Annotated in this window: 22 protein-coding genes and 1 tRNA gene; 15 read left to right on the forward strand and 8 right to left on the reverse strand. The window is 69.7% G+C overall.

Features of this window, described 5'->3' with window-relative positions:
• Window positions 1–86 precede the first annotated feature (86 nt).
• Together ACZ6KF_RS07015 and ACZ6KF_RS07020 are read left to right on the forward strand one after the other, a co-directional pair.
• Window positions 87–1,475 carry a DHA2 family efflux MFS transporter permease subunit gene (locus ACZ6KF_RS07015; RefSeq protein ID WP_356627572.1) on the forward strand — a complete coding sequence of 463 codons (1,389 nt, stop codon included), beginning with the start codon at window positions 87–89 and terminating at the stop codon, window positions 1,473–1,475.
• A gap of 372 nt (window positions 1,476–1,847) precedes the next feature.
• On the forward strand, window positions 1,848–2,903 hold the full coding sequence (locus ACZ6KF_RS07020; protein ID WP_469237622.1) for a UDP-N-acetylmuramate dehydrogenase: 1,056 nt from the start codon (window positions 1,848–1,850) through the stop codon (window positions 2,901–2,903).
• 74 nt (window positions 2,904–2,977) lie between these two features.
• Here ACZ6KF_RS07020 and ACZ6KF_RS07025 read toward each other — a convergent pair whose 3' ends face one another.
• Complete coding sequence (locus tag ACZ6KF_RS07025; RefSeq protein ID WP_469237624.1) at window positions 2,978–3,610, reverse strand: NAD(P)-dependent oxidoreductase; 633 nt, start codon at window positions 3,608–3,610, stop codon at window positions 2,978–2,980.
• A gap of 180 nt (window positions 3,611–3,790) precedes the next feature.
• Between ACZ6KF_RS07025 and ACZ6KF_RS07030 the strand changes: the two genes are divergently transcribed.
• Window positions 3,791–4,420: a TetR/AcrR family transcriptional regulator gene (locus tag ACZ6KF_RS07030; protein ID WP_469237870.1), complete on the forward strand. Its 630-nt coding sequence runs from the start codon at window positions 3,791–3,793 to the stop codon at window positions 4,418–4,420.
• Between the two features lie 29 nt (window positions 4,421–4,449).
• Here ACZ6KF_RS07030 and ACZ6KF_RS07035 read toward each other — a convergent pair whose 3' ends face one another.
• Window positions 4,450–5,490: an adenosine deaminase gene (locus ACZ6KF_RS07035; protein WP_469237626.1), complete on the reverse strand. Its 1,041-nt coding sequence runs from the start codon at window positions 5,488–5,490 to the stop codon at window positions 4,450–4,452.
• Between the two features lie 127 nt (window positions 5,491–5,617).
• The gene (locus tag ACZ6KF_RS07040) at window positions 5,618–6,844 is read right to left on the reverse strand and encodes a pyridoxal phosphate-dependent aminotransferase (RefSeq protein WP_356627534.1); all 1,227 of its coding nucleotides are present in this window, start codon (window positions 6,842–6,844) and stop codon (window positions 5,618–5,620) included.
• A gap of 281 nt (window positions 6,845–7,125) precedes the next feature.
• On the opposite strand from ACZ6KF_RS07040, the gene ACZ6KF_RS07045 reads away from it, so the two are divergent.
• From ACZ6KF_RS07045 to ACZ6KF_RS07100, 12 genes are all read left to right on the forward strand, one after another.
• Window positions 7,126–7,198: transfer RNA gene (locus ACZ6KF_RS07045), tRNA-Trp, on the forward strand.
• Between the two features lie 105 nt (window positions 7,199–7,303).
• Window positions 7,304–7,591: a preprotein translocase subunit SecE gene (gene secE, locus ACZ6KF_RS07050; RefSeq protein ID WP_356627533.1), complete on the forward strand. Its 288-nt coding sequence runs from the start codon at window positions 7,304–7,306 to the stop codon at window positions 7,589–7,591.
• 77 nt (window positions 7,592–7,668) lie between these two features.
• Window positions 7,669–8,532 carry a transcription termination/antitermination protein NusG gene (gene nusG, locus ACZ6KF_RS07055; RefSeq protein ID WP_469237628.1) on the forward strand — a complete coding sequence of 288 codons (864 nt, stop codon included), beginning with the start codon at window positions 7,669–7,671 and terminating at the stop codon, window positions 8,530–8,532.
• A gap of 173 nt (window positions 8,533–8,705) precedes the next feature.
• Window positions 8,706–9,140: a 50S ribosomal protein L11 gene (rplK, locus tag ACZ6KF_RS07060; RefSeq protein WP_003992325.1), complete on the forward strand. Its 435-nt coding sequence runs from the start codon at window positions 8,706–8,708 to the stop codon at window positions 9,138–9,140.
• A 77-nt stretch (window positions 9,141–9,217) separates the two neighbouring features.
• Window positions 9,218–9,943 carry a 50S ribosomal protein L1 gene (rplA, locus tag ACZ6KF_RS07065; protein WP_356627531.1) on the forward strand — a complete coding sequence of 242 codons (726 nt, stop codon included), beginning with the start codon at window positions 9,218–9,220 and terminating at the stop codon, window positions 9,941–9,943.
• Between the two features lie 149 nt (window positions 9,944–10,092).
• Window positions 10,093–10,965 carry an SCO4651 family lipoprotein gene (locus ACZ6KF_RS07070; RefSeq protein ID WP_469237872.1) on the forward strand — a complete coding sequence of 291 codons (873 nt, stop codon included), beginning with the start codon at window positions 10,093–10,095 and terminating at the stop codon, window positions 10,963–10,965.
• A gap of 48 nt (window positions 10,966–11,013) precedes the next feature.
• Window positions 11,014–11,862, forward strand: coding sequence for an SCO4651 family lipoprotein (locus tag ACZ6KF_RS07075; protein WP_469157544.1), 849 nt, complete (start codon window positions 11,014–11,016; stop codon window positions 11,860–11,862).
• Between the two features lie 295 nt (window positions 11,863–12,157).
• Window positions 12,158–12,688, forward strand: coding sequence for a 50S ribosomal protein L10 (gene rplJ, locus ACZ6KF_RS07080; protein ID WP_356627528.1), 531 nt, complete (start codon window positions 12,158–12,160; stop codon window positions 12,686–12,688).
• A 114-nt stretch (window positions 12,689–12,802) separates the two neighbouring features.
• On the forward strand, window positions 12,803–13,192 hold the full coding sequence (gene rplL, locus ACZ6KF_RS07085) for a 50S ribosomal protein L7/L12 (protein ID WP_356627527.1): 390 nt from the start codon (window positions 12,803–12,805) through the stop codon (window positions 13,190–13,192).
• Window positions 13,193–13,783: 591 nt separating this feature from the next.
• A complete protein-coding gene (gene rpoB, locus ACZ6KF_RS07090) occupies window positions 13,784–17,269 on the forward strand; it encodes a DNA-directed RNA polymerase subunit beta (RefSeq protein ID WP_356627526.1) in 3,486 nt (1,161 codons plus the stop codon).
• 94 nt (window positions 17,270–17,363) lie between these two features.
• On the forward strand, window positions 17,364–21,263 hold the full coding sequence (locus ACZ6KF_RS07095; RefSeq protein WP_356627525.1) for a DNA-directed RNA polymerase subunit beta': 3,900 nt from the start codon (window positions 17,364–17,366) through the stop codon (window positions 21,261–21,263).
• Window positions 21,264–21,426: 163 nt separating this feature from the next.
• Window positions 21,427–21,969: a DUF1707 and DUF4190 domain-containing protein gene (locus ACZ6KF_RS07100; protein ID WP_469176261.1), complete on the forward strand. Its 543-nt coding sequence runs from the start codon at window positions 21,427–21,429 to the stop codon at window positions 21,967–21,969.
• A 39-nt stretch (window positions 21,970–22,008) separates the two neighbouring features.
• Here ACZ6KF_RS07100 and ACZ6KF_RS07105 read toward each other — a convergent pair whose 3' ends face one another.
• From ACZ6KF_RS07105 to ACZ6KF_RS07125, 5 genes are all read right to left on the reverse strand, one after another.
• Complete coding sequence (locus ACZ6KF_RS07105) at window positions 22,009–22,314, reverse strand: hypothetical protein (protein ID WP_356627523.1); 306 nt, start codon at window positions 22,312–22,314, stop codon at window positions 22,009–22,011.
• Window positions 22,315–22,570: 256 nt separating this feature from the next.
• Window positions 22,571–22,735, reverse strand: a complete 165-nt coding sequence (locus ACZ6KF_RS07110; RefSeq protein WP_469237630.1) for a hypothetical protein — start codon at window positions 22,733–22,735, stop codon at window positions 22,571–22,573.
• 82 nt (window positions 22,736–22,817) lie between these two features.
• Window positions 22,818–23,885: a tetrahydrofolate dehydrogenase/cyclohydrolase catalytic domain-containing protein gene (locus ACZ6KF_RS07115; protein ID WP_469237632.1), complete on the reverse strand. Its 1,068-nt coding sequence runs from the start codon at window positions 23,883–23,885 to the stop codon at window positions 22,818–22,820.
• A complete protein-coding gene (locus tag ACZ6KF_RS07120) occupies window positions 23,882–24,325 on the reverse strand; it encodes a hypothetical protein (RefSeq protein ID WP_469157541.1) in 444 nt (147 codons plus the stop codon). Before ACZ6KF_RS07120 ends, ACZ6KF_RS07115 begins: the two co-directional genes overlap by 4 nt.
• Before the next feature lie 33 nt (window positions 24,326–24,358).
• Window positions 24,359–25,729 carry a hypothetical protein gene (locus tag ACZ6KF_RS07125; RefSeq protein WP_469237634.1) on the reverse strand — a complete coding sequence of 457 codons (1,371 nt, stop codon included), beginning with the start codon at window positions 25,727–25,729 and terminating at the stop codon, window positions 24,359–24,361.
• Window positions 25,730–25,746: the final 17 nt, after the last annotated feature.

Below are 25,746 nucleotides of genomic sequence, written 5' to 3' on the forward strand. Positions count from 1 at the left end.
GATCGGAGACCGCCGCACACACCACCACCGCCCAACAACGCGCCCGAGCCGTCTGGGCCCTGGTGATCACCAGCGTCGCCGGCTTCATGGCGAGCCTCGACAATCTCGTCGTCACCACCGCCCTGCCCTCCATCCGCGAGGACCTCGGTGGCGCCCTGCACGACCTCGAGTGGACCGTCAGCGCCTACACGCTCACCTTCGCCGTGCTGCTGATGTTCGGCGCGGCGCTCGGCGACCGCTTCGGCCGGCGCCGGCTGTTCCTCGTCGGCCTCGCCGTCTTCACCGCCGCCTCCGCCGCCGCGGCCCTCGCGCCCGGCATCGACTCGCTGATCGCCGCCCGCGCGGTGCAGGGCGTCGGCGCGGCCGTGATGATGCCGTTGACGCTCACCCTGCTGACGGCGGCGGTGCCGGCCGACAAGCGGGGGATGGCGTTCGGGATCTGGGGGGCCGTCAACGGGCTCGCCGTCGCCTCGGGGCCGCTGATCGGCGGCACCCTGACCGAGCACATCTCCTGGCAGTGGATCTTCTGGCTGAACGTTCCCCTCGGCATCGCCCTGCTGCCGCTGGCCCGGCTGCGGCTCGCCGAGTCGTACGGCGCCGGCGCCCGGCTCGACGTGACCGGCACGTTGCTGGCCAGCGGCGGTCTGTTCGGGATCGTGTACGGGCTGGTGCGCGGGCCGGCCGACGGCTGGGCCGACCCGGTCGTCCTGACCGGCCTGTTCGCGGGCGCCGCCCTGCTCGCCGGGTTCGTGCTGCACGGCGTCCACGGGCGCAACCCGATGCTGCCCATGCGACTGTTCCGCTCGCGGGCCTTCGCCGGGATCAACGCGGCGAGTCTGCTGATGTTCCTCGGCATGTTCGGGTCGATCTTCCTGCTCAGCCAGTACATGCAGGGCGTCCTCGGCTACTCGCCCACCGAGGCGGGGCTGCGCATGCTGCCGTGGACCGGGATGCCGATGCTGGTCGCGCCGATCGCGGGCATCCTGTCCGACCGGATCGGCGGCCGGCCGGTCGTCGCGGCGGGCCTCTTCCTCCAGGCGGCGGGTCTCGGTTACCTCGCCCTCGTGGCGACGGCCGACGCCTCCTACGCCTCCCAGTTGCCCGGCCTCGTCGTCAGCGGCATCGGGATGGCCCTGTACTTCGCGCCCGCCTCGGCGTTGGTGATGTCCAGCGTCGTCCCCGCGGAGCAGGGCATCGCCTCCGGCGCGAACAACGCGCTGCGCGAGGTGGGCGGCGCGCTCGGCATCGCGATCATGTCGTCGATCTTCGCGGCGCAGGGGGGCTACGAATCGTCCCAGGCCTTCGTCGACGGACTGCGCCCGGCGATCGCCGTGGGCGCGGGGGTGGTCGCGCTGGCGGGGGTTGCGGCGCTGGTCATACCCGGTCGGCGGGGCGGCGCGTCCACCGATGCCGGGTCGGGGTCCGAGGGCGGTGCCGGGCGGAAGGCGGTGGAGATGGAGGCGGTGGGGCGCTGAGCGGGCGCCTGCGCGGGGTGTGGGTGGGGGAGGCCGGGTGCGGGGCCGGGGTTCCGGTCGCCGCCCGTCCCCCCGCCGCGCCCCCCCCGCGCCATGCTCTGCCGCGCCCTCCGCGCCGCGCCCCCCCCGCGCCGCGCCCCCCCGCGCCGCGCCCCTCCGCGCCCCCGCGCCGCGCCCTCCCGCGCCGTGCCGCCCACGCCCCACTCCGCGGCCCGTACTCCTCAACCCTCAGCCTCACCCCGCGGCCGCCCCCAACGCAGTCGGCCTCACCCCGCGGCCGGCCCCCCAACGCGGCCGGCCTCCCCACGAGGTCACCCTCACCCCCCAGCCCGACCCCGCAAGCCTGTCAGTCCCGTCTCGTAGTCTTGGCCCGTGCACGTACTTCACGACGCCCCCCTCGCCCCGCTGACCACCTTCCGGCTGGGCGGACCCGCCGACCGGCTGGTCACCGCGACGACCGACGCCGAAGTCGTCTCGGCCGTGCGCGAGGCCGACGCGGCCGGGACGCCGCTGCTGGTCATCGGCGGCGGGTCCAACCTGGTCATCGGCGACGCCGGGTTCGCCGGCACCGCCGTGCGGATCGCCACGCGCGGCGTCGAGCTGACCGGCACGCGGCTGGAGCTGGCCGCCGGCGAGGTGTGGACCGACGCGGTGGCCCGCACCGTGGAGGCCGGGCTCGCCGGCATCGAGTGCCTCGCCGGCATCCCCGGCTCGGCGGGCGCGACGCCGATCCAGAACGTCGGCGCGTACGGCCAGGAGGTGTCGTCCACGATCACCGAGGTGATCGCCTACGACCGCCGGACCCACGAGACGGTCACGCTGTCGAACGACGAGTGCGCGTTCTCCTACCGGCACAGCCGCTTCAAGGCCGAGCCCGACCGGTACGTCGTCCTGCGCGTCCGGTTCGAACTGGAGGACGCCGGAGGGCTGTCCGCGCCCCTGAAGTACGCCGAGACCGCCCGCGCCCTCGGCGTCGAGCCCGGCGAGCGCGTGCCGCTGGCCGACGCTCGCGAAACCGTCCTCAAGCTGCGCACGGGCAAGGGCATGGTCCTCGACCCCGAGGACCACGACACCTGGTCCGCCGGGTCGTTCTTCACCAACCCGATCCTCACCGAGGCCCAGTTCGCCGCGTTCCGCGCGCGCGTGAAGGAGCGCCTGGGCGAGGACGCCGAGCCGCCCGCCTACCCGGCGGGGGAGGGGCACACCAAGACCTCCGCGGCCTGGCTGATCGACAAGGCGGGGTTCACCAAGGGGTACGGCAGCGGACCCGCGCGCATTTCCACCAAGCACACCCTCGCCCTCACCAACCGCGGCGGCGCGTCCACCGAGGACCTGCTGGCGCTGGCCCGCGAGGTCGTCGCCGGCGTCCGCGAGGCGTTCGGGATCATCCTGGTCAACGAGCCGGTGACGGTCGGCGCGAGCCTCTGAGCCGACGCGCCTTTGAGGAGCAGCCTCACGCCCTCGGGAGCGAGACCACGCCCTCGGCACGCCACGCCCACGGCTCAGTAAGCCACCCCCACCCCCTGTTTCACGGTCGCCGGGTCGTCGATCATCGCCAGCATCGCGTGCGCCACGTCGGCTCGGCCCACCAGGTTGCCCTTGAGCGGCGCTCCCCCGACCACCGTCCGGTACACCCCCCTGAGCGGCGTGTCCTGGAGCCTGGGCGGCCGGACGACCGTCCAGTCGGTGGCGCTGCGGCCGATGTCCGCCTCCATTTCCCGCAGATCGGCGTAGACGTCCCGGAACACCGCCGAGACCACCCGCAGGAGCGCCCGGTCGAGCACCCCCGCGCCCTCCGGCTCCGGCCCGACCGGGGCGGCGCTCACCACCAGGAGCCGCCGGGCGCCCTCGGCCTCCATGGCGCCCAGCACCGTACGGGTGAGGCGCGCAGCCACCCCGACGTCCTTGCGGCTGCGCGCGCCGAGCCCGGACAGCACGGCGTCCCGGCCCGCGACCGCGCGGCGCAGCACCTCCGGGTCGGCCAGGTCCGCCCGGAACACCTCCAGGGCGCCGCCCGTCACCGCCAGCCGCGCGGGATCCCGTACGACCGCCGTGACGCGGTGCCCGGCGGCCAGCGCCTGCCGCACGAGCTCCCGGCCGATGCCTCCGGTGGCACCGAAAACGGTGAGGTTCATGGCGTTCTTCCGTCCCTCCCACTGGGTGGGTGAGTATTCACTCACCCCTGACACCACCAGGGTGAGTAAACACTCACCCACCCGTCAAGCCACCCGGAGCCCTCCATGCCATCCTTTGGACGCATGCAGCCCATGCAGCCCATGCAGCCCATGCAGCCCATGCAGCCCCAGCAGCAGCCCATGCAGCAGCCCCAGGACGCCCTCGCCCCGCAGCCCGCCCCCAAGCCCGCGCGGGAGCGCATCCTCGACGCCGCTCACCGGCTCATGCTCACCGTGGGACTCGCCCGCGCCACCACCAAGGAGATCGCCAAGGCGGCGGGCTGCTCCGAGGCCGCGCTCTACAAGCACTTCGCGAGCAAGGAGGAGCTGTTCATCCGCGTCCTCATGGAGCGGCTGCCCCAGCTGAACCCGCTGCTGCGCGGCCTCGCCGCCGAGCCCGGCCGGGGGACCGTCGAGGCCAACCTCACCGAGATCGCCCGCCAGGCAGCGCTGTTCTACGAGCAGAGTTTCCCGATCGCCGCCTCGCTGTACGCCGAGACCCAGCTCAAACGCCGGCACGACGACGCCATGCGCCGGCTGGAGTCGGGCCCGCACATGCCCATCGCGGCGCTGGACGCCTACCTGCGCGCCGAGCGCGACCTGGGCCGGCTCGCCCCCGACGCGGACACCTTCGCCGCCGCGTCCCTGCTGCTCGGCGCGTGCGCCCAGCGTGCCTTCGCCTACGACGCGGACGACACGAGCCGCCCCCCGGCCGAGGCCTTCGCCGCCCGTCTCGCCCGCGCTCTGCTGGCAGGCATCGGCGCTGCCTGACCCGGGCCCGGCCGCGCCGCGCCGCGCCCTCACCCCACCGGCGAGGTCAGCCAGGCGTCCACCCCGGCCAGCAGCTCGGCCTTGGTCTTCTCGGGCGCCGCGGAGGCGCGGATCGACTGCCGGGCCAGTTCCGCCAGTTCCTGGTCGGAGAAGCCGTGGCACTCCCGCGCGAGGTCGTACTGCGCCGCCAGCCGGGAGCCGAACAGCAGCGGGTCGTCCGCGCCGAGGGCCAGCGGAACGCCCGCCTCGAACAGGGTGCGCAGGGGGACGTCCTCGGGCTTCTCGTAGACGCCGAGGGCGACGTTCGACGCGGGGCAGACCTCGCAGGTCACGCTCCGGTCGGCGAGCCGCTTCAGCAGGCGGGGGTCCTCCGCCGCCCGCACCCCGTGGCCGATCCGGTGGGCGTGCAGGTCGTCGAGGCAGTCGCGGACGGACGCCGGGCCGGTCAGCTCGCCGCCGTGCGGGGCCGACAGCAGCCCGCCCTCACGGGCGATGGTGAACGCGCGGTCGAAGTCCCGTGCCATGCCCCGCCGCTCGTCGTTGGACAGCCCGAAGCCGACCACGCCCCGGTCCGCGTACCGCACCGCCAGCCGGGCCAGCGTGCGCGCGTCCAAGGGGTGCTTCATCCGGTTCGCGGCCACCAGCACCCGCATCCCGAGACCGGTTTCCCGCGCCGCCGTGTCCACCGCGTCCAGGATGACCTCCAGCGCCGGGATCAGACCGCCCAGCCGGGGCGCGTACGACGTCGGGTCGACCTGGATCTCCAGCCAGCCCGAACCGTCCTTGAGGTCCTCCTCCGCGGCCTCCCTGACCAGCCGCTGGATGTCCTCGGGCTCCCGCAGGCAGGACCGCGCCGCGTCGTAGAGCCGCTGGAAGCGGAACCAGCCCCGTTCGTCCGTGGCCCGCAGCTGCGGAGACTCGCCCTTGGCCAGCGCGTCCGTCAGCGCGTCGGGCAGCCGCACCCCGTGCTTGTCGGCCAGTTCCAGCAGGGTGCCGGGCCGCATCGATCCGGTGAAATGCAGATGCAGATGGGCTTTCGGCAGCTCAGAGACATCACGTACACGCTCCATTCCCAGATCCTGCCGTACGACGACCGTGTCCGGGTACCGCTTTCCCCGTACGTGCGCGTGCTCGCACAAAAAACGGGAGCACCCGGGACCGAGACCGGCCCGAGTGCTCCCGCGGTGGCGGCGGACGTCAGTCCCGCGCCTCCGCCAGCAGCTTCTGGATCCGGCTCACGCCCTCGACCAGGTCCTCGTCACCGAGCGCGTACGACAGCCGCACATAACCCGGCGTGCCGAAGGCCTCGCCCGGGACGACCGCCACCTCGGCCTCCTCCAGGATCAGCGCGGCCAGCTCCACCGAGTCCTGCGGACGCCTGCCGCGGATCTCCTTGCCCAGCAGGCCCTTCACCGACGGGTACGCGTAGAACGCGCCCTCGGGCTCCGGGCAGACCACGCCGTCGATCTCGTTGAGCATCCGGACGATCGTCCGGCGGCGGCGGTCGAAGGCCTCCCGCATCGTCGCCACCGCGTCGAGGTCGCCGGAGACCGCGGCGAGCGCCGCCGCCTGGGCGACGTTCGAGACGTTGGAGGTGGCGTGCGACTGGAGGTTGGTCGCGGCCTTGACCACGTCCTTCGGGCCGATGATCCAGCCCACGCGCCAGCCGGTCATGGCGTACGTCTTGGCCACGCCGTTGACGACGATGCACTTGTCGCGCAGCTCGGGCAGGAGCGCGGGCAGCGACACGGAGACGGCGTCGCCGTAGACCAGGTGCTCGTAGATCTCGTCCGTGAGCACCCACAGGCCGTGCTCCACGGCCCAGCGGCCGATGGCCTCGGTCTCGGCCTCGGAGTACACCGCGCCGGTCGGGTTCGACGGCGACACGAACAGGACGACCTTCGTCCGCTCGGTGCGAGCGGCCTCCAGCTGATCCACGCTGACGCGGTAGCCGGTGGTCTCGTCGGCGACGACCTCGACGGGGACGCCGCCGGCCAGCCGGATCGACTCCGGGTACGTCGTCCAGTACGGCGCCGGGACGATGACCTCGTCACCCGGGTCGAGGATCGCGGCGAACGCCTCGTAGATGGCCTGCTTGCCGCCGTTGGTGACGAGGATCTGGGACGCGTCGACCTCGTAGCCGGAGTCGCGCAGCGTCTTCGCGGCGATCGCGGACTTCAGCTCGGGCAGGCCGCCGGCCGGCGTGTAACGGTGGAACTTGGGGTTCTTGCAGGCCTCGATCGCGGCCTCGACGATGTAGTCCGGAGTCGGGAAGTCGGGCTCACCGGCGCCGAAACCGATCACCGGCCGACCGGCGGCCTTCAGTGCCTTGGCCTTGGCGTCCACGGCGAGGGTGGCGGACTCGGAGATCGAGCCGACGCGGGCGGAGACCCGGCGCTCGGTGGGAGGGTTGGCAGCGCTCATGGGGGCCATCGTTCCAGACCCGAAACGCGCCCGGCACACGGGTTTCACGGACTGAACAGCTCCGGGCAAACCACTGAACAACTGTCCGGAACCATCCGGTGGCCTGGTGATCTTCCGCCCAAGTGCGGCCGATCTTCGCCCCGCGCGGTTCTCACGGGCACTTTCTGTTCGACGCCCGGCCCAGGAACACGTACACTCTCACCTCGTTGGCCTTCGGCGGCCGCACTCAGCCGGTGCACATCGAGCACCCGGTCGGATGCGGTACGTTGGTGGGCAGACAAAGGGTCGTAGCTCAATTGGTAGAGCACCGGTCTCCAAAACCGGCGGTTGGGGGTTCAAGTCCCTCCGGCCCTGCTCCACACACCGCCAGGATGTGTGCGCAGGTACGTACAGCAATGCACCGCCGTGCGGCTCAGACCGGGCGCGGCACGGCCACGACCCGGGATCAGGTGAGGATGCATGACGGACGCCGTGGGCTCCATCGATACGCCTGATGCACGGGACGAGGCGCCGGAGTCCCAGAAGAAGACCCGCAAGGGCGGCAAGCGCGCCAAGAAGGGCCCGCTGAAGCGCCTCGCGCTCTTCTACCGGCAGATCGTCGCCGAGCTTCGCAAGGTCGTATGGCCCAGCCGGAATCAGCTGACCACGTATACGACCGTGGTGATCATCTTCGTGGTCATCATGATCGGCCTGGTAACCTTGATCGACTACGGGCTCGACCACGCCGCGAAGTACGTCTTCGGCTGAGCCAAGAGCGAAGGGCGCCCTGACCGGCGCCCCTTTCGCGTGTTCCACCCCTATGTATCCAGGAAGAAGCAGCCACAGTGTCTGACCCGAACCTGAACGACGCAATCGAGCCGGATGCGTCGGTGGATGACGAGCTCGACATCGTCGAGGGCGCGGACGACCTGGACGAGTTCGAGGCTGCCGACGCCGAGGCCGGGGAGCCCGCGAAGGAAGACGCCCTGCACGTCGAGGACGCGGACGAGTCCGTCGAGGACGACGAGACCGAGGACGACGACGAGACCGAGGACGAGGCCGCTTCCGAGGAGGAAGAGCCCGCCGAGCCCGTCGACCCCGTCGCCGCCCTGCGCGAGGAACTGCGCACCCTGCCCGGCGAGTGGTACGTGATCCACACCTACGCCGGCTACGAGAACCGGGTGAAGACCAACCTGGAGCAGCGCGCCGTCTCACTGAACGTCGAGGACTACATCTTCCAGGCCGAGGTGCCGCAGGAAGAGGTCGTCCAGATCAAGAACGGCGACCGCAAGACGATCAAGCAGAACAAGCTCCCGGGTTACGTCCTGGTCCGCATGGACCTGACGAACGAGTCCTGGGGCGTCGTCCGCAACACGCCGGGCGTCACCGGCTTCGTGGGCAACGCCTACGACCCGTACCCGCTGACCCTGGACGAGATCGTCAAGATGCTCGCCCCGGAGGCCGAGGAGAAGGCAGCCCGCGAGGCCGCAGAGGCCGAGGGCAAGCCGGCGCCGCAGCGCAAGGTCGAGGTCCAGGTGCTGGACTTCGAGGTGGGCGACTCGGTCACCGTCACCGACGGCCCGTTCGCCACGCTCCAGGCCACGATCAACGAGATCAACGCCGACTCCAAGAAGGTCAAGGGCCTCGTGGAGATCTTCGGCCGCGAGACCCCGGTCGAGCTGAGCTTCGACCAGATCCAGAAGAACTAGCCCTTCTGGACCACCCACCGCTTCCGGCCAGGTCGGGCGGGCTCTCGGAGCCTGCCTGACCTGCTCGGTTTTTGGCCGCGCATTCATACCCGTTATCGTTGTGCGGTATGCCTGCATCCGGGGGAGTCTTTCCGGGCGCGGGCAGGACCCGAATCGAAAGGACCCGGAGAGCCATGCCTCCCAAGAAGAAGAAGGTCACGGGGCTCATCAAGCTCCAGATCCAGGCCGGCGCCGCCAACCCGGCCCCGCCGGTCGGCCCCGCGCTGGGTCAGCACGGCGTGAACATCATGGAGTTCTGCAAGGCCTACAACGCCGCGACCGAGTCGCAGCGTGGCTGGGTGATCCCGGTGGAGATCACGGTCTACGAGGACCGCTCCTTCACCTTCATCACCAAGACGCCGCCGGCCGCCAAGATGATCCTGAAGGCCGCGGGCATCGAGAAGGGCTCCGGCGAGCCGCACAAGACCAAGGTCGCGAAGATCACGCGCGACCAGGTCCGCGAGATCGCCACCACCAAGATGCCCGACCTCAACGCCAACGACCTGGACGCCGCCGAGAAGATCATCGCCGGCACCGCCCGTTCCATGGGCGTCACGGTCGAGGGCTGAGCCCCAACCTTCCATCAGCAGTAGTGGCAGGGCCTGCTCGGCCCGGACCACGACTCCTAAGAACCCCAGGAGCAGTAGTGAGCAAGCGCAGCAAGTCTCTCCGCGCTGCGGACGCCAAGATCGACCGGGAGAAGCTCTACGCCCCGCTCGAGGCCGTCCGTCTCGCCAAGGAGACCTCCACGACCAAGTTCGACGGCACCGTCGAGGTCGCCTTCCGTCTGGGTGTCGACCCGCGCAAGGCCGACCAGATGGTCCGTGGCACCGTGAACCTTCCGCACGGCACCGGCAAGACCGCCCGGGTCCTGGTCTTCGCGACCGGTGACCGTGCCGAGGCCGCGCGTGCCGCGGGCGCCGACATCGTCGGCGCCGACGAGCTGATCGACGAGGTGTCGAAGGGCCGTCTGGACTTCGACGCCGTCGTCGCCACCCCGGACCTCATGGGCAAGGTCGGCCGCCTCGGCCGCGTGCTCGGTCCGCGTGGTCTGATGCCGAACCCGAAGACCGGCACCGTCACTCCCGACGTCGCCAAGGCCGTCACCGAGATCAAGGGCGGCAAGATCGAGTTCCGCGTCGACAAGCACTCGAACCTGCACTTCATCATCGGCAAGACGTCGTTCGACGACACCAAGCTGGTGGAGAACTACGGCGCCGCGCTGGAGGAGATCCTCCGTCTGAAGCCGTCCGCCGCCAAGGGCCGGTACATCAAGAAGGCCGCCATCACCACCACGATGGGTCCCGGCATTCCGGTCGACCCGAACCGCACCCGCAACCTCCTCGTCGAGGAGGACCCGGCCGCGGTCTGAGCCCGACGGCTCGCCCAACCGGTCACGGGCCCCGCACCTTCCGAGGTGCGGGGCCCGTCCCTTTTCGGCCACCTTCCCTTTCCGCCGCCGCCGGGCTCCGGTTGTCGGCGTGCTGGGTTAGCGTGCTCCCACGGACGAGCCGGCCGGACCTGCCGGGGGACGGGGGACGCATGACGAGGACGGGTGCGCGTACGGCCCTGGCCGTGGCCATGGTCGCCGCGCTGACGCCGCTGAGCGGCGGCTGCACCTCTGCCGACGAGCAGCGGGCCGGAGACGACAGGGCCACCCGCGCGAGTGCCCCCTCCGCCGCCGCGACCGCCGCCCTGCGCGCCGCCGAGCGGGCCACCGAGCGGGCGGCGTCCGCCCGGGTCCGGTCGGTCACCGCGATGGGCTCGCTGATGACCATGTCCGCCGACGGCGTCCTCGGCTGGAGCGACGGCATCACCGGCACCCTGACCCTCACCTACACCGGAGGCACGGTCGCCGACACCATGCGCCGCCTCGGCAGCACCTCGATGGAGGCCCGCTACCTGCCCGACGCGTACTACGCGCGCATGGGCGACGCGTTCGCCGCGCAGGCCGGTGGGCGGCACTGGGTGAAGTACGCCTACGACGACCTGGACGAGCTGGCGGGCAGCCAGGGCGCCCAGCTCCAGGAACAGATGCGGCAGACCACCCCGGACCGCTCCGTGCGGCTGCTGCTGGACTCGGGGGACGTGCGCGTGGTCGGCACGGAGACCGTCCGCGGCGAGCGCACCACGCGCTACGCGGGCACCGTCGACACCGAGGACGACGGCCTCGCCGCGCAGACCGTCGACCTGTGGATCAACGAGCGCGACCTGCTCGTCAAGAAGGTCGAGAAGGGCCGCACGGCCACCGGCGAGTCCACCCAGACCGCCTACTACAGCGACTACGGCGCCGAGGCCCGCGCCGAGGAACCCCCGGCCCACGACACCCAGGACGTCAGGGAGCTGCTGGACCGGCGGGCGAATTCCACGGAGCCCCCGGAACCGCTGGGATAGGCTCGCCGTCCTGCTGTGTATCGGCCATGCATTTCTTGGGGGCATTCGATGGGGCTTTCTGTACGTGGACGGGGCGGGGCGGCCGGAGCCGGGCTCGCGGCGCTGCTGCTCGCCGGAGCGGTCGGCTGCGGCGCCGAGCAGTCGCCGGAGATGACGCCGGCGGCCGCGGTCGCCAAGGCCGCCGAGAACTCGGAGGACATCACCTCGCTCAGCTTCCGGATGACCGGCGAGATACCGGGCGAGGGCCGCGTCGAGGGCGAGGCCGCCATGAGCATGAAGCCCCAGGCCATGAGCATGACGATGTCCGTGCCGGACGACCCGGAGCTCCAGGGCGACGTGGAGATGCGGATGGTCGGCGGGCAGGTGTACATCGGCGGCGAGGCGATGGCCGAGCAGATGGACGGCAAGAGCTGGATGAAGTTCGACGCCTCCCAGATGGGCGGCGCCGGCGCGGGCCTCGGCGCCGACACCGGCGGCTTCGGCCCCGACAAGAACCCGGCCGCCGAGACAGGCTTCCTCACCGGCTCCGACGACCTGGAGAAGGTCGGCTCCGAGAAGGTCGACGGCGTGCAGACCACGCACTACAAGGGCACCCTCACCCTCGACCAGATGCGCGAGAGCCTGAAGGGCGAGGACAAGAAGACCCGCGAGATGCGCGAGAAGAGCCTCGAGCAGTACGAGGACATGGGCGTCGACGAGCTGGCCATGGACATGTGGATCGACGGCGAGGACCACACCAAGCAGGTCCGGATGCGCGCCGACGCCGACAAGGGCCCGCTGGACATGACCATCACCTTCCTCGACTTCAACCAGCCCGTCACCGTGAAGGCGCCGCCGGCCGGCGACACCGTCGACCTCGCGGAGATGATGAAGGAGCTGGAGACGGCCGAGAGCTGAGCCCCGTACGACCGGATTTGCCTCGTGGCGATCCGGTCGCGTACTCTTCCACAGAAGCCAAAGACCGCTGGTCGTTGCCGTGCGCTCGCAAGAGGGCTCGGTGGCCGAAGGATCCGCTGAACTGCGGACGACCCGCGCAGGTGACTGTGGAATGTTGCTCCCGGACCGGTTCCGCTCGTGCGGAACCCTCTCAGGTCGAGCCACGCCCCGTGCGCCTGCGCCGGGGCGTTTCGTTTTCCCCAGTCCTCCTTCGGGTCCGCGCGGTCCGAATCACCCGGAAGGAGGCCGAGGCTCTATGGCGAGGCCCGACAAGGCTGCCGCGGTTGCCGAGCTGACGGACAAGTTCCGCAGCTCCAACGCCGCCGTGCTGACCGAGTACCGCGGTCTCACCGTGGCGCAGCTCAAGACGCTGCGCCGTTCGCTCGGTGAGAACGCCCAGTACGCCGTGGTGAAGAACACGCTGACCAAGATTGCGGCCAACGAGGCCGGGATCACGCTTGACGACCAGCTCTTCGCTGGTCCGACGGCCGTCGCCTTCGTCACCGGTGACCCGGTGGAGTCGGCGAAGGGTCTGCGCGACTTCGCCAAGGACAACCCGAATCTCGTCATCAAGGGCGGTGTCCTTGACGGCAAGGCGCTGTCCGCCGATGACATCAAGAAGCTTGCGGACCTCGAGTCCCGCGAGGTTCTGCTCTCCAAGCTGGCCGGTGCCTTCAAGGCGAAGCAGTCCCAGGCTGCCTCTGTCTTCCAGGCGCTGCCGTCGAAGCTCGTCCGCACCGTGGACGCGCTCCGTGCCAAGCAGGACGAGCAGGGCGGTGCCGAGTAATTCGGCTCGCTTTCCGGTTCTCGCCGCCTGAGGCGAGGGCCGACGCGGGCCCGACGTACGCCCGCCGCACCCAGTACATCCGGCACCTGCCGAATTAGTGGAAGGACCGCCATCATGGCGAAGCTCAGCCAGGAAGACCTGCTCGCGCAGTTCGAGGAGATGACCCTCATCGAGCTCTCCGAGTTCGTGAAGGCCTTCGAGGAGAAGTTCGACGTCACCGCCGCCGCGGCCGCCCCGGTCGTCATGGCCGGTCCCGGCGGTGGCGCCGGCGCTGCCGAGGCCGTCGAGGAGAAGGACGAGTTCGACGTCATCCTCACCGGTGCCGGCGACAAGAAGATCCAGGTCATCAAGGTCGTGCGCGAGCTGACCTCCCTGGGTCTGAAGGAGGCCAAGGACCTCGTGGACGGCGCCCCGAAGCCCGTTCTCGAGAAGGTCGCCAAGGACGCCGCCGACAAGGCCGCCGAGGCCCTCAAGGGCGCCGGCGCCTCCGTCGAGGTCAAGTAAGGTTCTCCGGCTCCGCCGGACCTTGCTGTAACGCTCGAGCGCCAAGGAGCGATCACCCAACCGGGTGGTCGCTCTTCGGCGTTTGTGGGGGCCCGGCTGCGCCGCCTTGCGGCGGTGGGGGCGGGGGGTAGGGTGATCTTCGTCGTGCCTCCCGGCGGCCCGCTGCGGCCCGCACGTGACGAGGGCGGCACCCGGTTCGGACCGGCGGGGCCTTGACGAACCGCACGCAGCGCGCAATTCTCAGGACGCGTCGTCACAAGGATCCGAATCCGAGGCATGGATCGGCGACGAAGAGGGCAGTATCAACGTGCGTTGAGGGCGTGGCCTTGTCGCAGGGGTTGAGGACAACGAGGGCAACGAGGGTTCCAAAAAGCCCGCACTGGACATCAGTGTGCCAAGTGGCTACACTGACCCTTTGCGCTGCCTGTTAGCTGTCCCCTGCCCGTCACCAGGGGCATGCCCTCGCTCCAGCACAGATGACCGGACCTTTCCGAGCTGGCCTTTCGGCCGGATCCCAAGGTTTCTGTCCCTGTGCGACGGTGAGGGACCGGTACGCGCGTAGTGAGTCCGAGCCCTCGGAAGGACCCCCTCTTGGCCGCCTCGCGCACTGCCTCGACCGCGAATACGAACAACGCTGCCAGCACCGCCCCGCTGCGCATCTCCTTTGCAAAGATCAAGGAGCCCCTCGAGGTTCCGAACCTTCTTGCGCTGCAAACCGAGAGCTTCGACTGGCTGCTCGGCAACGACGCGTGGAAGGCTCGTGTCGAGGAGGCTCTGGAAAACGGTCAGGACGTCCCCACCAAGTCCGGGCTCGAGGAGATCTTCGAGGAGATCTCCCCGATCGAGGACTTCTCCGGGTCGATGTCGCTGACCTTCCGCGACCACCGCTTCGAGCCGCCGAAGAACTCGATCGACGAGTGCAAGGAGCGCGACTTCACGTACGCGGCCCCGCTCTTCGTCACCGCCGAGTTCACCAACAACGAGACCGGCGAGATCAAGTCCCAGACGGTCTTCATGGGCGACTTCCCGCTCATGACCAACAAGGGCACCTTCGTCATCAACGGCACCGAGCGTGTCGTCGTGTCGCAGCTGGTGCGTTCGCCCGGCGTCTACTTCGACTCCTCCATCGACAAGACGTCCGACAAGGACATCTTCTCCGCCAAGATCATCCCCTCCCGGGGCGCCTGGCTGGAGATGGAGATCGACAAGCGCGACATGGTCGGCGTCCGCATCGACCGCAAGCGCAAGCAGTCCGTCACCGTCCTCCTGAAGGCGCTCGGCTGGACCACCGAGCAGATCCTCGAGGAGTTCGGCGAGTACGAGTCCATGCGCGCCACCCTGGAGAAGGACCACACCCAGGGCCAGGACGACGCGCTGCTCGACATCTACCGCAAGCTGCGTCCGGGCGAGCCGCCCACCCGCGAGGCCGCGCAGACGCTGCTCGAGAACCTTTACTTCAACCCCAAGCGCTACGACCTCGCCAAGGTCGGCCGCTACAAGGTCAACAAGAAGCTGGGTACGGACACCCCGCTGGACGCGGGCATCCTGACCGTCGAGGACATCATCGCGACGATCAAGTACCTGGTGAAGCTGCACGCCGGCGAGACCGAGACGGTCGGCGACAGCGGCGAGACCGTCGTCGTCGAGACCGACGACATCGACCACTTCGGCAACCGCCGTCTGCGCAGCGTCGGCGAGCTCATCCAGAACCAGGTCCGCACGGGTCTGGCCCGGATGGAGCGCGTCGTGCGCGAGCGCATGACGACCCAGGACGTCGAGGCGATCACGCCGCAGACGCTGATCAACATCCGGCCGGTCGTCGCCTCCATCAAGGAGTTCTTCGGCACCAGCCAGCTGTCCCAGTTCATGGACCAGAACAACCCGCTGTCCGGGCTGACGCACAAGCGTCGTCTGTCCGCGCTCGGCCCGGGTGGTCTGTCCCGTGAGCGGGCCGGCTTCGAGGTCCGTGACGTGCACCCGTCCCACTACGGACGCATGTGCCCGATCGAGACCCCGGAAGGCCCGAACATCGGTCTGATCGGTTCGCTCGCCTCCTACGGCCGCGTCAACGCGTTCGGCTTCGTGGAGACGCCGTACCGCAAGGTCGTCGAGGGCCGGGTCACCGACGAGGTCGACTACCTGACCGCCGACGAGGAGGACCGCTTCGTCATCGCGCAGGCCAACGCCACGCTCACCGACGACATGCGGTTCGAGGAGTCCCGGGTCCTGGTCCGCCGCCGTGGCGGCGAGGTCGACTACGTCCCCGGCGACGACGTCGACTACATGGACGTGTCCCCGCGCCAGATGGTGTCCGTCGCGACCGCGATGATCCCCTTCCTGGAGCACGACGACGCCAACCGCGCCCTCATGGGCGCGAACATGATGCGCCAGGCCGTTCCGCTGATCCAGGCGGAGTCCCCGCTCGTCGGCACCGGCATGGAGTACCGCTCCGCGGTCGACGCCGGCGACGTGGTCAAGGCCGAGAAGCCGGGCGTGGTCCAGGAGGTCTCCGCCGACTACATCACCACCGCCAACGACGACGGCACGTACATCACGTACCGCCTGGCCAAGTTCGCCCGCTCCAACCAGGGCACCTCGGTCAACCAGAAGGTCATCGTCAACGAGGGCGACCGGATCATCGCCGGCCAGGTCCTCGCCGACGGCCCGGCCACCCAGAACGGCGAGATGGCGCTCGGCAAGAACCTGCTGGTCGCGTTCATGCCGTGGGAGGGCCACAACTACGAGGACGCGATCATCCTGTCGCAGCGCCTCGTGCAGGACGACGTCCTCTCCTCGATCCACATCGAGGAGCACGAGGTCGACGCCCGTGACACCAAGCTCGGCCCCGAGGAGATCACCCGGGACATCCCGAACGTCTCCGAGGAGGTCCTCGCCGACCTCGACGAACGCGGCATCATCCGCATCGGCGCCGAGGTCATCGCCGGCGACATCCTGGTCGGCAAGGTCACGCCCAAGGGCGAGACCGAGCTGACGCCCGAGGAGCGCCTGCTGCGCGCGATCTTCGGCGAGAAGGCCCGTGAGGTCCGCGACACCTCGCTGAAGGTGCCGCACGGCGAGACCGGCAAGGTCATCGGCGTGCGCGTCTTCGACCGCGAGGAGGGCGACGAGCTTCCCCCCGGTGTGAACCAGCTGGTGCGCGTGTACGTCGCGCAGAAGCGCAAGATCACCGACGGTGACAAGCTCGCCGGCCGCCACGGCAACAAGGGCGTCATCTCCAAGATCCTGCCGATCGAGGACATGCCGTTCCTGGAGGACGGCACCCCGGTCGACATCATCCTCAACCCGCTGGGCGTCCCGTCCCGAATGAACCCGGGACAGGTCCTGGAGATCCACCTCGGCTGGCTCGCCAGCCGCGGTTGGGACGTCTCCGGCCTCGCGGAGGAGTGGGCGCAGCGCCTCCAGGTCATCGGCGCCGACAAGGTCGAGCCCGGCACCAACGTCGCCACCCCGGTCTTCGACGGTGCGCGCGAGGACGAGCTCGCGGGTCTGCTGCAGCACACCATCCCGAACCGCGACGGCGAGCGCATGGTGCTCCCGTCCGGCAAGGCGCGGCTGTTCGACGGCCGCAGCGGTGAGCCGTTCCCGGACCCGATCTCGGTCGGCTACATGTACATCCTGAAGCTGCACCACCTGGTCGACGACAAGCTGCACGCCCGTTCGACCGGCCCGTACTCGATGATCACCCAGCAGCCGCTGGGCGGTAAGGCCCAGTTCGGCGGTCAGCGGTTCGGCGAGATGGAGGTGTGGGCACTCGAGGCGTACGGAGCGGCCTACGCCCTCCAGGAGCTGCTGACCATCAAGTCCGACGACGTCACCGGCCGCGTGAAGGTCTACGAGGCCATCGTCAAGGGCGAGAACATCCCCGAACCCGGCATCCCCGAGTCCTTCAAGGTGCTCATCAAGGAGATGCAGTCCCTGTGCCTGAACGTGGAGGTGCTGTCCAGCGACGGTATGTCCATCGAGATGCGTGACACCGACGAGGACGTCTTCCGCGCTGCGGAGGAGCTCGGCATCGACCTGTCCCGGCGCGAGCCGAGCAGCGTCGAAGAGGTCTGACGGAGTCCGGCGGGCCTTCCCCGAGAAGGCCCGCCGACCCCGGGACCCCGTTTCAGACCCCAAGACTTACGACCCTGAGAGGGATTGACGCATAGTGCTCGACGTCAACTTCTTCGACGAGCTCCGGATCGGCCTGGCCACCGCTGACGACATCCGTCAGTGGAGCCACGGCGAGGTCAAGAAGCCCGAGACCATCAACTACCGCACCCTCAAGCCCGAGAAGGACGGACTCTTCTGCGAGAAGATCTTCGGTCCGACCCGGGACTGGGAGTGCTACTGCGGCAAGTACAAGCGCGTCCGCTTCAAGGGCATCATCTGCGAGCGCTGTGGCGTCGAGGTCACGCGCGCCAAGGTGCGCCGTGAGCGGATGGGCCACATCGAGCTCGCCGCCCCCGTCACGCACATCTGGTACTTCAAGGGCGTCCCCAGCCGGCTGGGCTACCTGCTCGACCTGGCTCCCAAGGACCTCGAGAAGGTCATCTACTTCGCGGCGTACATGATCACGTACGTCGACGAGGAGCGCCGCACCCGCGACCTGCCCTCGCTGGAGGCGCACGTCTCCGTCGAGCGCCAGCAGATCGAGCAGCGCCGCGACGCCGACCTGGAGGCCCGGGCCAAGAAGCTCGAGACCGACCTGGCCGAGCTGGAGGCCGAGGGCGCCAAGGCCGATGTGCGCCGCAAGGTGCGCGAGGGCGCCGAGCGCGAGATGAAGCAGCTGCGCGACCGCGCCCAGCGCGAGATCGACCGCCTCGACGAGGTGTGGAACCGGTTCAAGAACCTCAAGGTCCAGGACCTGGAGGGCGACGAGCTGCTCTACCGCGAGCTGCGCGACCGCTTCGGCACCTACTTCGACGGCTCGATGGGCGCCGCGGCGCTGCAGAAGCGCCTGGAGTCCTTCGACCTGGAGGAGGAGGCCGAGCGCCTCCGCGAGATCATCCGCACCGGCAAGGGCCAGAAGAAGACCCGTGCGCTCAAGCGCCTCAAGGTCGTCTCCGCGTTCCTGCAGACCAGCAACAGCCCCAAGGGCATGGTGCTCGACTGCGTGCCGGTCATCCCGCCGGACCTGCGTCCGATGGTGCAGCTGGACGGTGGCCGCTTCGCGACCTCCGACCTGAACGACCTGTACCGCCGCGTGATCAACCGCAACAACCGCCTGAAGCGGCTTCTCGACCTCGGCGCGCCCGAGATCATCGTGAACAACGAGAAGCGCATGCTCCAGGAGGCCGTCGACGCGCTCTTCGACAACGGCCGCCGCGGCCGCCCGGTCACGGGCCCCGGCAACCGTCCGCTGAAGTCGCTGTCCGACATGCTCAAGGGCAAGCAGGGCCGCTTCCGCCAGAACCTGCTCGGCAAGCGCGTGGACTACTCCGCGCGTTCCGTGATCGTCGTCGGTCCGCAGCTCAAGCTGCACCAGTGCGGTCTGCCGAAGGCGATGGCGCTGGAGCTGTTCAAGCCGTTCGTGATGAAGCGCCTGGTCGACCTGAACCACGCGCAGAACATCAAGAGCGCCAAGCGCATGGTCGAGCGCGGCCGCACGGTCGTGTACGACGTGCTGGAAGAGGTCATCGCGGAGCACCCGGTTCTGCTGAACCGTGCGCCCACGCTGCACCGCCTCGGCATCCAGGCCTTCGAGCCGCAGCTGGTCGAGGGCAAGGCCATCCAGATCCACCCGCTCGTCTGCACCGCGTTCAACGCGGACTTCGACGGCGACCAGATGGCCGTGCACCTGCCGCTGTCCGCGGAGGCGCAGGCCGAGGCCCGCATCCTGATGCTGTCCTCGAACAACATCCTCAAGCCCGCCGACGGCCGTCCGGTGACGATGCCGACCCAGGACATGGTGCTGGGTCTGTACTTCCTCACCACGGACGCCGAGGGCCGCGACATCAAGGGCGCCGACCGTCCGTTCTCCTCGGTCGCCGAGGCGATCATGGCGTTCGACGCCGGCGACCTGTCGCTGCAGGCGCCGGTCGACATCCGCTTCCCGGTGGGCACCATCCCGCCGCGTGGCTGGGAGCCGCCGGCGCGTGAGGAGGGCGAGCCGGAGTGGCAGCAGGGTGACAGCTTCACGCTGAAGACGACGCTGGGCCGTGCGCTCTTCAACGAGCTGCTGCCCGAGGACTACCCGTTCGTCGACTACGAGGTCGGCAAGAAGCAGCTCTCCCAGATCGTCAACGACCTGGCCGAGCGCTACCCGAAGGTCATCGTGGCGGCGACGCTCGACAACCTGAAGGCGGCCGGCTTCTACTGGGCCACCCGTTCCGGCGTCACCGTCGCCATCTCCGACGTCGTCGTCCCCGACGCCAAGCGGGAGATCGTCAAGGGCTACGAGGCGCAGGACGAGAAGGTCCAGAAGCAGTACGAGCGCGGTCTGATCACCAAGGACGAGCGCACGCAGGAGCTCATCGCGATCTGGACCAAGGCGACCAACGAGGTCGCCGAGGCGATGAACGACAACTTCCCGAAGACCAACCCGATCTTCATGATGGTGAACTCGGGTGCACGAGGCAACATGATGCAGATGCGTCAGATCGCCGGTATGCGTGGTCTGGTGTCGAACGCGAAGAACGAGACGATCCCGCGTCCGATCAAGGCGTCGTTCCGTGAGGGCCTGTCCGTGCTGGAGTACTTCATCTCCACCCACGGCGCCCGTAAGGGTCTGGCGGACACCGCTCTGCGCACCGCCGACTCGGGTTACCTCACCCGTCGTCTGGTCGACGTCTCCCAGGACGTCATCATCCGCGAGGAGGACTGCGGCACCGAGCGCGGCCTGCGTCTGCAGATCGCCGAGCGCGGCGCCGACGGTTCGCTGCTGAAGGCGGAGAACGTCGAGACGTCCGTGTACGCGCGCTGCCTCGCCGAGGACATCGTCGTGGACGGCAAGGTGCTGGCCCCGGCCGGCACCGACCTGGGCGACGTGCTCATCGACGAGCTGATCACGCACGGCGTCGCGGAGGTCAAGACCCGCTCGGTCCTGACCTGCGAGTCCGCCGTCGGCACCTGCGCCATGTGCTACGGCCGCTCGCTGGCCACCGGCAAGCTGGTCGACATCGGCGAGGCGGTCGGCATCATCGCCGCCCAGTCCATCGGTGAGCCCGGCACCCAGCTGACGATGCGTACCTTCCACACCGGTGGTGTGGCCGGTGACGACATCACCCAGGGTCTGCCGCGTGTCGTCGAGCTCTTCGAGGCCCGTACCCCGAAGGGCGTCGCCCCGATCTCCGAGGCCTCCGGCCGCGTCCGGATCGAGGAGACCGAGAAGACCAAGAAGATCGTCATCACTCCGGACGACGGCAGCGACGAGACGGCGTACCCGATCTCCAAGCGCGCCCGGCTCCTGGTCAGCGAGGGCGAGCACGTCGAGGTGGGCCAGAAGCTCACCGTGGGCGCCACCAACCCGCACGACGTGCTGCGCATCCTGGGCCAGCGCGCCGTCCAGGTCCACCTGGTCGGCGAGGTCCAGAAGGTGTACAACTCGCAGGGCGTGTCGATCCACGACAAGCACATCGAGATCATCATCCGGCAGATGCTGCGCCGTGTGACGATCATCGAGTCCGGCGACGCCGAGCTGCTGCCCGGCGAGCTGGTCGAGCGTTCGCGCTTCGAGCACGAGAACCGTCGTGTGGTCCAGGAGGGCGGTCACCCGGCCTCGGGTCGTCCGCAGCTGATGGGTATCACCAAGGCCTCGCTGGCGACGGAGTCCTGGCTGTCGGCCGCCTCCTTCCAGGAGACGACCCGAGTGCTGACGGACGCGGCGATCAACGCCAAGTCCGACAGCCTCATCGGCCTCAAGGAGAACGTCATCATCGGTAAGCTCATCCCGGCCGGTACGGGTCTGTCCCGCTACCGCAACATCCGGGTCGAGCCGACCGAGGAGGCCAAGGCCGCGATGTACTCGGCCGTCGGCTACGACGACATCGACTACTCGCCGTTCGGCACGGGCTCCGGCCAGGCCGTTCCGCTGGAGGACTACGACTACGGTCCGTACAACCAGTAGGCAGTGGTACGAAGGGCGGTCATCCCGAGGGGTGGCCGCCCTTCGGCTTGTCGTGTGACGGCAGTGTCACAAACCGCTGGTTTCGCGAGGGTGCCCGGAACCAAACGGTGGGTATGGAGCGTTCGAGTCTTCGAGACCGTTCACCGGCGCCCGGGAGGCACCCGTGTCGTACCCGACACCGTGGCAGGGCAAGCCGCCGATGCAGGGGCCGTTCGGCCCGCCGCCCATGCTCGCGTCGCATGCCGACCGGGAGCGCGCCGTGGACGTGCTCCGGGCCGGTTACGGCGAGGGGCGGCTGGACCATGCCGAGTTCGAGAAGCGCATCGCGCGGGCGTATCAGGCCCGCTCGATCGCCGACCTGGCGCTGCTCGTCGCGGATCTGCCGCAGGGGCCGCAGATGCAGCAGCCGGTCGCCATGGCCGGCCCGGTGCCGCAGACGTTCCTGCCCGCGCCTCAGCCGAGGCAGAACGGCAAGGCGGTCGGATCGATGGTGTGCGGGATCCTGACGGTGTTCACCGGAGGGATCACCGGTATCCCCGCGGTGGTCCTCGGTCACATGGCCCGCGCCGAGATCCGCCGCACCGGTGAGGCCGGCGACGGCTTCGCCCTGACCGGCCTGATCCTCGGCTGGCTCTCCGTGGCCGGCCTGGCTCTTCTGATGGTCCTGATCATGGTGTTCGCTGCGGCGGCGGGGTCGGGGGGCTGACGGCGGCATCCCGCCCGCCCGTCACCTTCCGCGGGCCGATCAGGCGAGGCCCGCCATGACGTCATGGGCGAGCCGGGCGTAGTGGGCTCGGGCCGCAGCGATCTGTTCGTGGTCGGAGGAGCGCAGGCTCTCGCGTTCCCGGGCCAGCCGGGTCTGCGCGGCCACAGCGGCCTCGATCACTGCGCCGTCCGGCGCGGACTTGGCCTCCTCGGCGGCGATGACGGCGCTGTAGGCGGCCACCGCTCCGTTGACCGCCTCGATGGCCGCCTCATACGCGGCCGTCTCCTCGTTGGACCACTCGTGCGGGTCCAATCGGTGCGTGATCGAGATGCCGTCGTGCGACATGTTCTTCCTTTCCGGTGTGCGGTGGGGGCGGTGCGGAGCGCGTACCCCCTCGGGATCGGCAGGCCGGGGATTCCACCCGCCCCCCATCCTGGTCGGCTCGACGACCGGTCGGTAGTGCGCGTGCAGCTCGCGAGCCTGACGCGGAACGTCCCGGCCGGACGCCAGTTCCGTTACGTGCGGGGCTCCAGGCCGGCCAATACGTCGGGCACCGGGGCGAGGGGCTGTCCGCCGAGCAGGCGGATGAACTCGTCGGCGGTCAGCCTTCGGTCCCGGTGGTCGTCCTGGTAGCCGGTCCCGTGACCTTCAGGGCGATCGCGGTGAACGTCTCGCGCCACCGTTGGACGGCGCGCAGCAGGGAGAACGTCTCTCCGTGGAGCGGGCGCTGCCGGAGGAACGAACGCGTCAGCTGGGGAAGGGACACGTATCTCTCCGGAGGTCGGTAGACCGGGCGCGCCGGCGCTGGAATGGTTTCGCGGGGTACGGCGGGCGGATGCGGGGGCCGTTCAGCGTCCGGGGCCGCCGGGGCGTGGGGATGTCGGCGGGCGTTGGGTGGGCATCTGCGGGTGTGCCGACGTCGGGTGGTGCCCGGCCGGGGGTTGGGTGGTGGTGGGGGCTGTGATGCGGGGTGCCCGCAGGCGGGCTGCTTCGGCGAGAGAGGCGGGGGCGGGTGCTGGAAGGCCGGTTGTGGTGATCTGGTCTCTGGTCAGGTAAGGGCGTGGTTCGACCTTCCACGGTGTCACCTGGGGGTCGACCTCCTGGCGGATCACCCGTTCCATGAGCGTGGCCATCTCGACCGGTCCGATGCCGCCGGGCACCGGTGTGAGGTGCTGGGGAACGCCGTACATCTCCCGGCGTACATCGCCCTGGACGGTGCCGTCGCGCTGGGGGACGAAGCCTGAGTCGATGACCAGGCGGTGGTGCGGACGCAGGTGGTCGGGGCCGAGAATACCGGGGTTGCCGGTGACGGAGATGACGATGTCGGCGTCACGTACGTGCCTGAGGTCGTCGCCGGCGTCCAGGGTGATCGGGTCGTGGCCGTTGTTGCGGAGCAGTTCGACCACGCCCTGTCCGACGAAGCCGCGGCTGCCGACGACGGCTATCGCCGGGGCGTCCTCGGCGAACGGCTCGGCCACCCGGTAGATGCCCTCGGCGGTGGCGCAGGACGGGTAGGGGGAGCGGGTTTTGAGGAGGGCGTCGATGTCCTTGGCGGGGTCCATCCGGGCGACAAGAGGCGCCAACTGTTGTGGCGGCGGGTACTGGACGATGATCGCCCGTGTCTTCGGGTCCTGGCTGTAGTGGTTGAGGACATCGGCGAACTGCCAGCGGTGCGCCCCCGGTGGCAGGACCACGTGCTCGGCTCGGAAGCCGAGGTACTCAAAGCTCTTCACCTTCTGCTCGGCGGAGACCCTGGACGCCTCAAGCCGCGCATGCCAGTCCGCGGGGTCCTCGGGCGAGGGCGTGAAGCGGATGATGGCAACACGCATGCCGGTCGGCTCGATGGCCGACCGGTAGCCCTGGTACAGCGCACGAGCCTGTGCGAGCACGTCCCTGCCGGAGACCAGCTCGGTCACTTCGGGTGGCCCAGCTGTGCGAGGACCTCGGGCACGGGGGCCAGGGTCCGGCCCTTCAGCAGTTCCGTGACCTGCTGTGCGGTAAGCCGCCGGTCTTCGTGGAGGTTCTCCTCGTGGACGCCGTCGGTCTCGGTGACGGCAATGCGGGTGAAGGTCTCGGGGCCGCCGGGGTCGTAGGAGGAGAAGTCTCCGAAGTGCGCGATCCAGACGATGTGGCCGAGGTCGGGGGACAGATGCCGGCGCAGCAGGGGGAGGGCGGCGTCCGCGACGCTCTGGAAGTCGCCGGTGATGCCGCGCTCCATCGGGTTGTCCGCCAGTTCGGACACGACGACCACGGTTTCCCGGGCGGTGGGATCGTGGAAGGCGCGCAGGAGCGTGTGCGCGGGACCGGACCAGCGGTTCTGCCAGTGGAGCACCTGGGTGAGCTGAGGAAGGGACATGTACCTCTCCCGGAATCGGTCGGCCGAGGGCCGTCACTTGTGGCGGAGTACCGAGATCAGCACGCCGTCGTCGGGGCTCGGGGTCAGGAAGACACCCGTGTTCTTCAGGGTCAGGTGGGGCAGGACGGTGCCCTCGGGGAGGAGTTCGGGGGCGGCGGTGCCGGAGGAGAGGTCGACCTCGGCCGTCTCCTCTCCCTCGCGGGGGGTGTGATCGAGCCCTCCGTACGCGATCCCCTCGTCGGTGATCGACCGGATGTACACGCTGGCCTTCCGCTCCTTCCCGGCGTCGAGGCAGAAGCCGCTGCGTTGCTGGAGGTCGAAGGCGACGGTGCCGGAGGCGACGAAGCGGCCGTTGGGGGAGGAGACGGTGTCGCCCTCCGACGGCCGGTCGCAGACGATGCTGGTCTCCAGCTTGCCCGTGGCGGCGTCGTGCAGGGCGGTGAGAGGGTGCATGACGCTGCCGGATTCGGCCTTCCACCGGGTGAAGAGATGGCCGCCGGTGATTCCCACGTACGCGCCGTTCCCGGACGCCGAGTCCTGTGCGTACTTGGCGCCGGGCGGGGCGTCGTCGGTGATGTGCCACGACTTGGGCATCGACACGGTGTCCTGGGAGTAGTCGGAGACGACCCATCCCTTGTCGGTCCAGAGGCGTCCGATGCTCTCGGAGCAGGCGTCCGCGCAGTGGTCGAGCGTCCCGTTCGTCACGTTCACGGCGACGGCTTCCTTGTCCGTGTTGCGCGCCTCCCAGTGAACCTGCAAGCCCGTTCCGAGGTCGACGACCCTCAGGTAGTCGCGACCGAGTGCGAACAGTTCGACGGGGATGTCGATCTCGCGCGTAGGGGCCACCGCGCTGCCGGAGGCATTCATCGGATAGACCAGAAGGCGGACGATCTCCTTGCCCTTGTCGAGGGCGTCTGCGCCGAGGACGCCGTGGGCCCACAGCACGACGTATTCGCGGCCGTTCTGGACGGTGGTCGACACGGAGGGCAGCTGCACCGAGTGCCCGAACAGCGAGTTCGTCTTCTCCTTGGGAGCAGGCGGCTCCCACGGCTCGCCCGTGAAGCGGATCTTCCCCGTCGTCGCGTCGCGCACCTGGACGACGTACCCGTCCTCCGTGGTGTTCACATGGGCGACGGTGTCGCTCCGGGTACCCACGGCCACCAGCGGTTGCGCCGAGTAGTTCTTCGGCATCCAGGAGAGCGTCTGCTGCCAGCCCTTGCCCGGGTCGTACTGGGAGGGGACCGTCAACAGGACCGACGGGCCCTCCGGGGTGGGGGAGGCTTTCGCGGACGGGCCGGCGGACGCCGTGTGCTCGTTCTTCGGGTCCGGCGACGAGCCGTCGCCGCAGCCGGCCAGGAGCAGCCCCGCGAGCAGGGCGCTCGCCGCTGCCTTCGTCTTGGGCATGTGCTGTGTGTCCTCTC

Source organism: Streptomyces sp. NPDC046379 (assembly GCF_055587785.1).

Bases quoted from the DNA above. Each gene is read 5' to 3' on its own strand.
- rplJ (WP_356627528.1), top strand. From the start codon at position 12,158: ATGGCGAGGCCCGACAAGGCTGCCGCGGTTGCCGAGCTGACGGACAAG.
- ACZ6KF_RS07105 (WP_356627523.1), bottom strand. From the start codon at position 22,314: ATGTCGCACGACGGCATCTCGATCACGCACCGATTGGACCCGCACGAG.
- ACZ6KF_RS07125 (WP_469237634.1), bottom strand. From the start codon at position 25,729: ATGCCCAAGACGAAGGCAGCGGCGAGCGCCCTGCTCGCGGGGCTGCTC.
- ACZ6KF_RS07075 (WP_469157544.1), top strand. From the start codon at position 11,014: ATGGGGCTTTCTGTACGTGGACGGGGCGGGGCGGCCGGAGCCGGGCTC.
- ACZ6KF_RS07025 (WP_469237624.1), bottom strand. From the start codon at position 3,610: ATGAACCTCACCGTTTTCGGTGCCACCGGAGGCATCGGCCGGGAGCTC.
- ACZ6KF_RS07030 (WP_469237870.1), top strand. From the start codon at position 3,791: ATGCAGCAGCCCCAGGACGCCCTCGCCCCGCAGCCCGCCCCCAAGCCC.
- ACZ6KF_RS07015 (WP_356627572.1), top strand. From the start codon at position 87: ATGGCGAGCCTCGACAATCTCGTCGTCACCACCGCCCTGCCCTCCATC.
- secE (WP_356627533.1), top strand. From the start codon at position 7,304: ATGACGGACGCCGTGGGCTCCATCGATACGCCTGATGCACGGGACGAG.
- ACZ6KF_RS07120 (WP_469157541.1), bottom strand. From the start codon at position 24,325: ATGTCCCTTCCTCAGCTCACCCAGGTGCTCCACTGGCAGAACCGCTGG.
- rplL (WP_356627527.1), top strand. From the start codon at position 12,803: ATGGCGAAGCTCAGCCAGGAAGACCTGCTCGCGCAGTTCGAGGAGATG.
- rplK (WP_003992325.1), top strand. From the start codon at position 8,706: ATGCCTCCCAAGAAGAAGAAGGTCACGGGGCTCATCAAGCTCCAGATC.
- ACZ6KF_RS07035 (WP_469237626.1), bottom strand. From the start codon at position 5,490: ATGGAGCGTGTACGTGATGTCTCTGAGCTGCCGAAAGCCCATCTGCAT.
- ACZ6KF_RS07040 (WP_356627534.1), bottom strand. From the start codon at position 6,844: ATGAGCGCTGCCAACCCTCCCACCGAGCGCCGGGTCTCCGCCCGCGTC.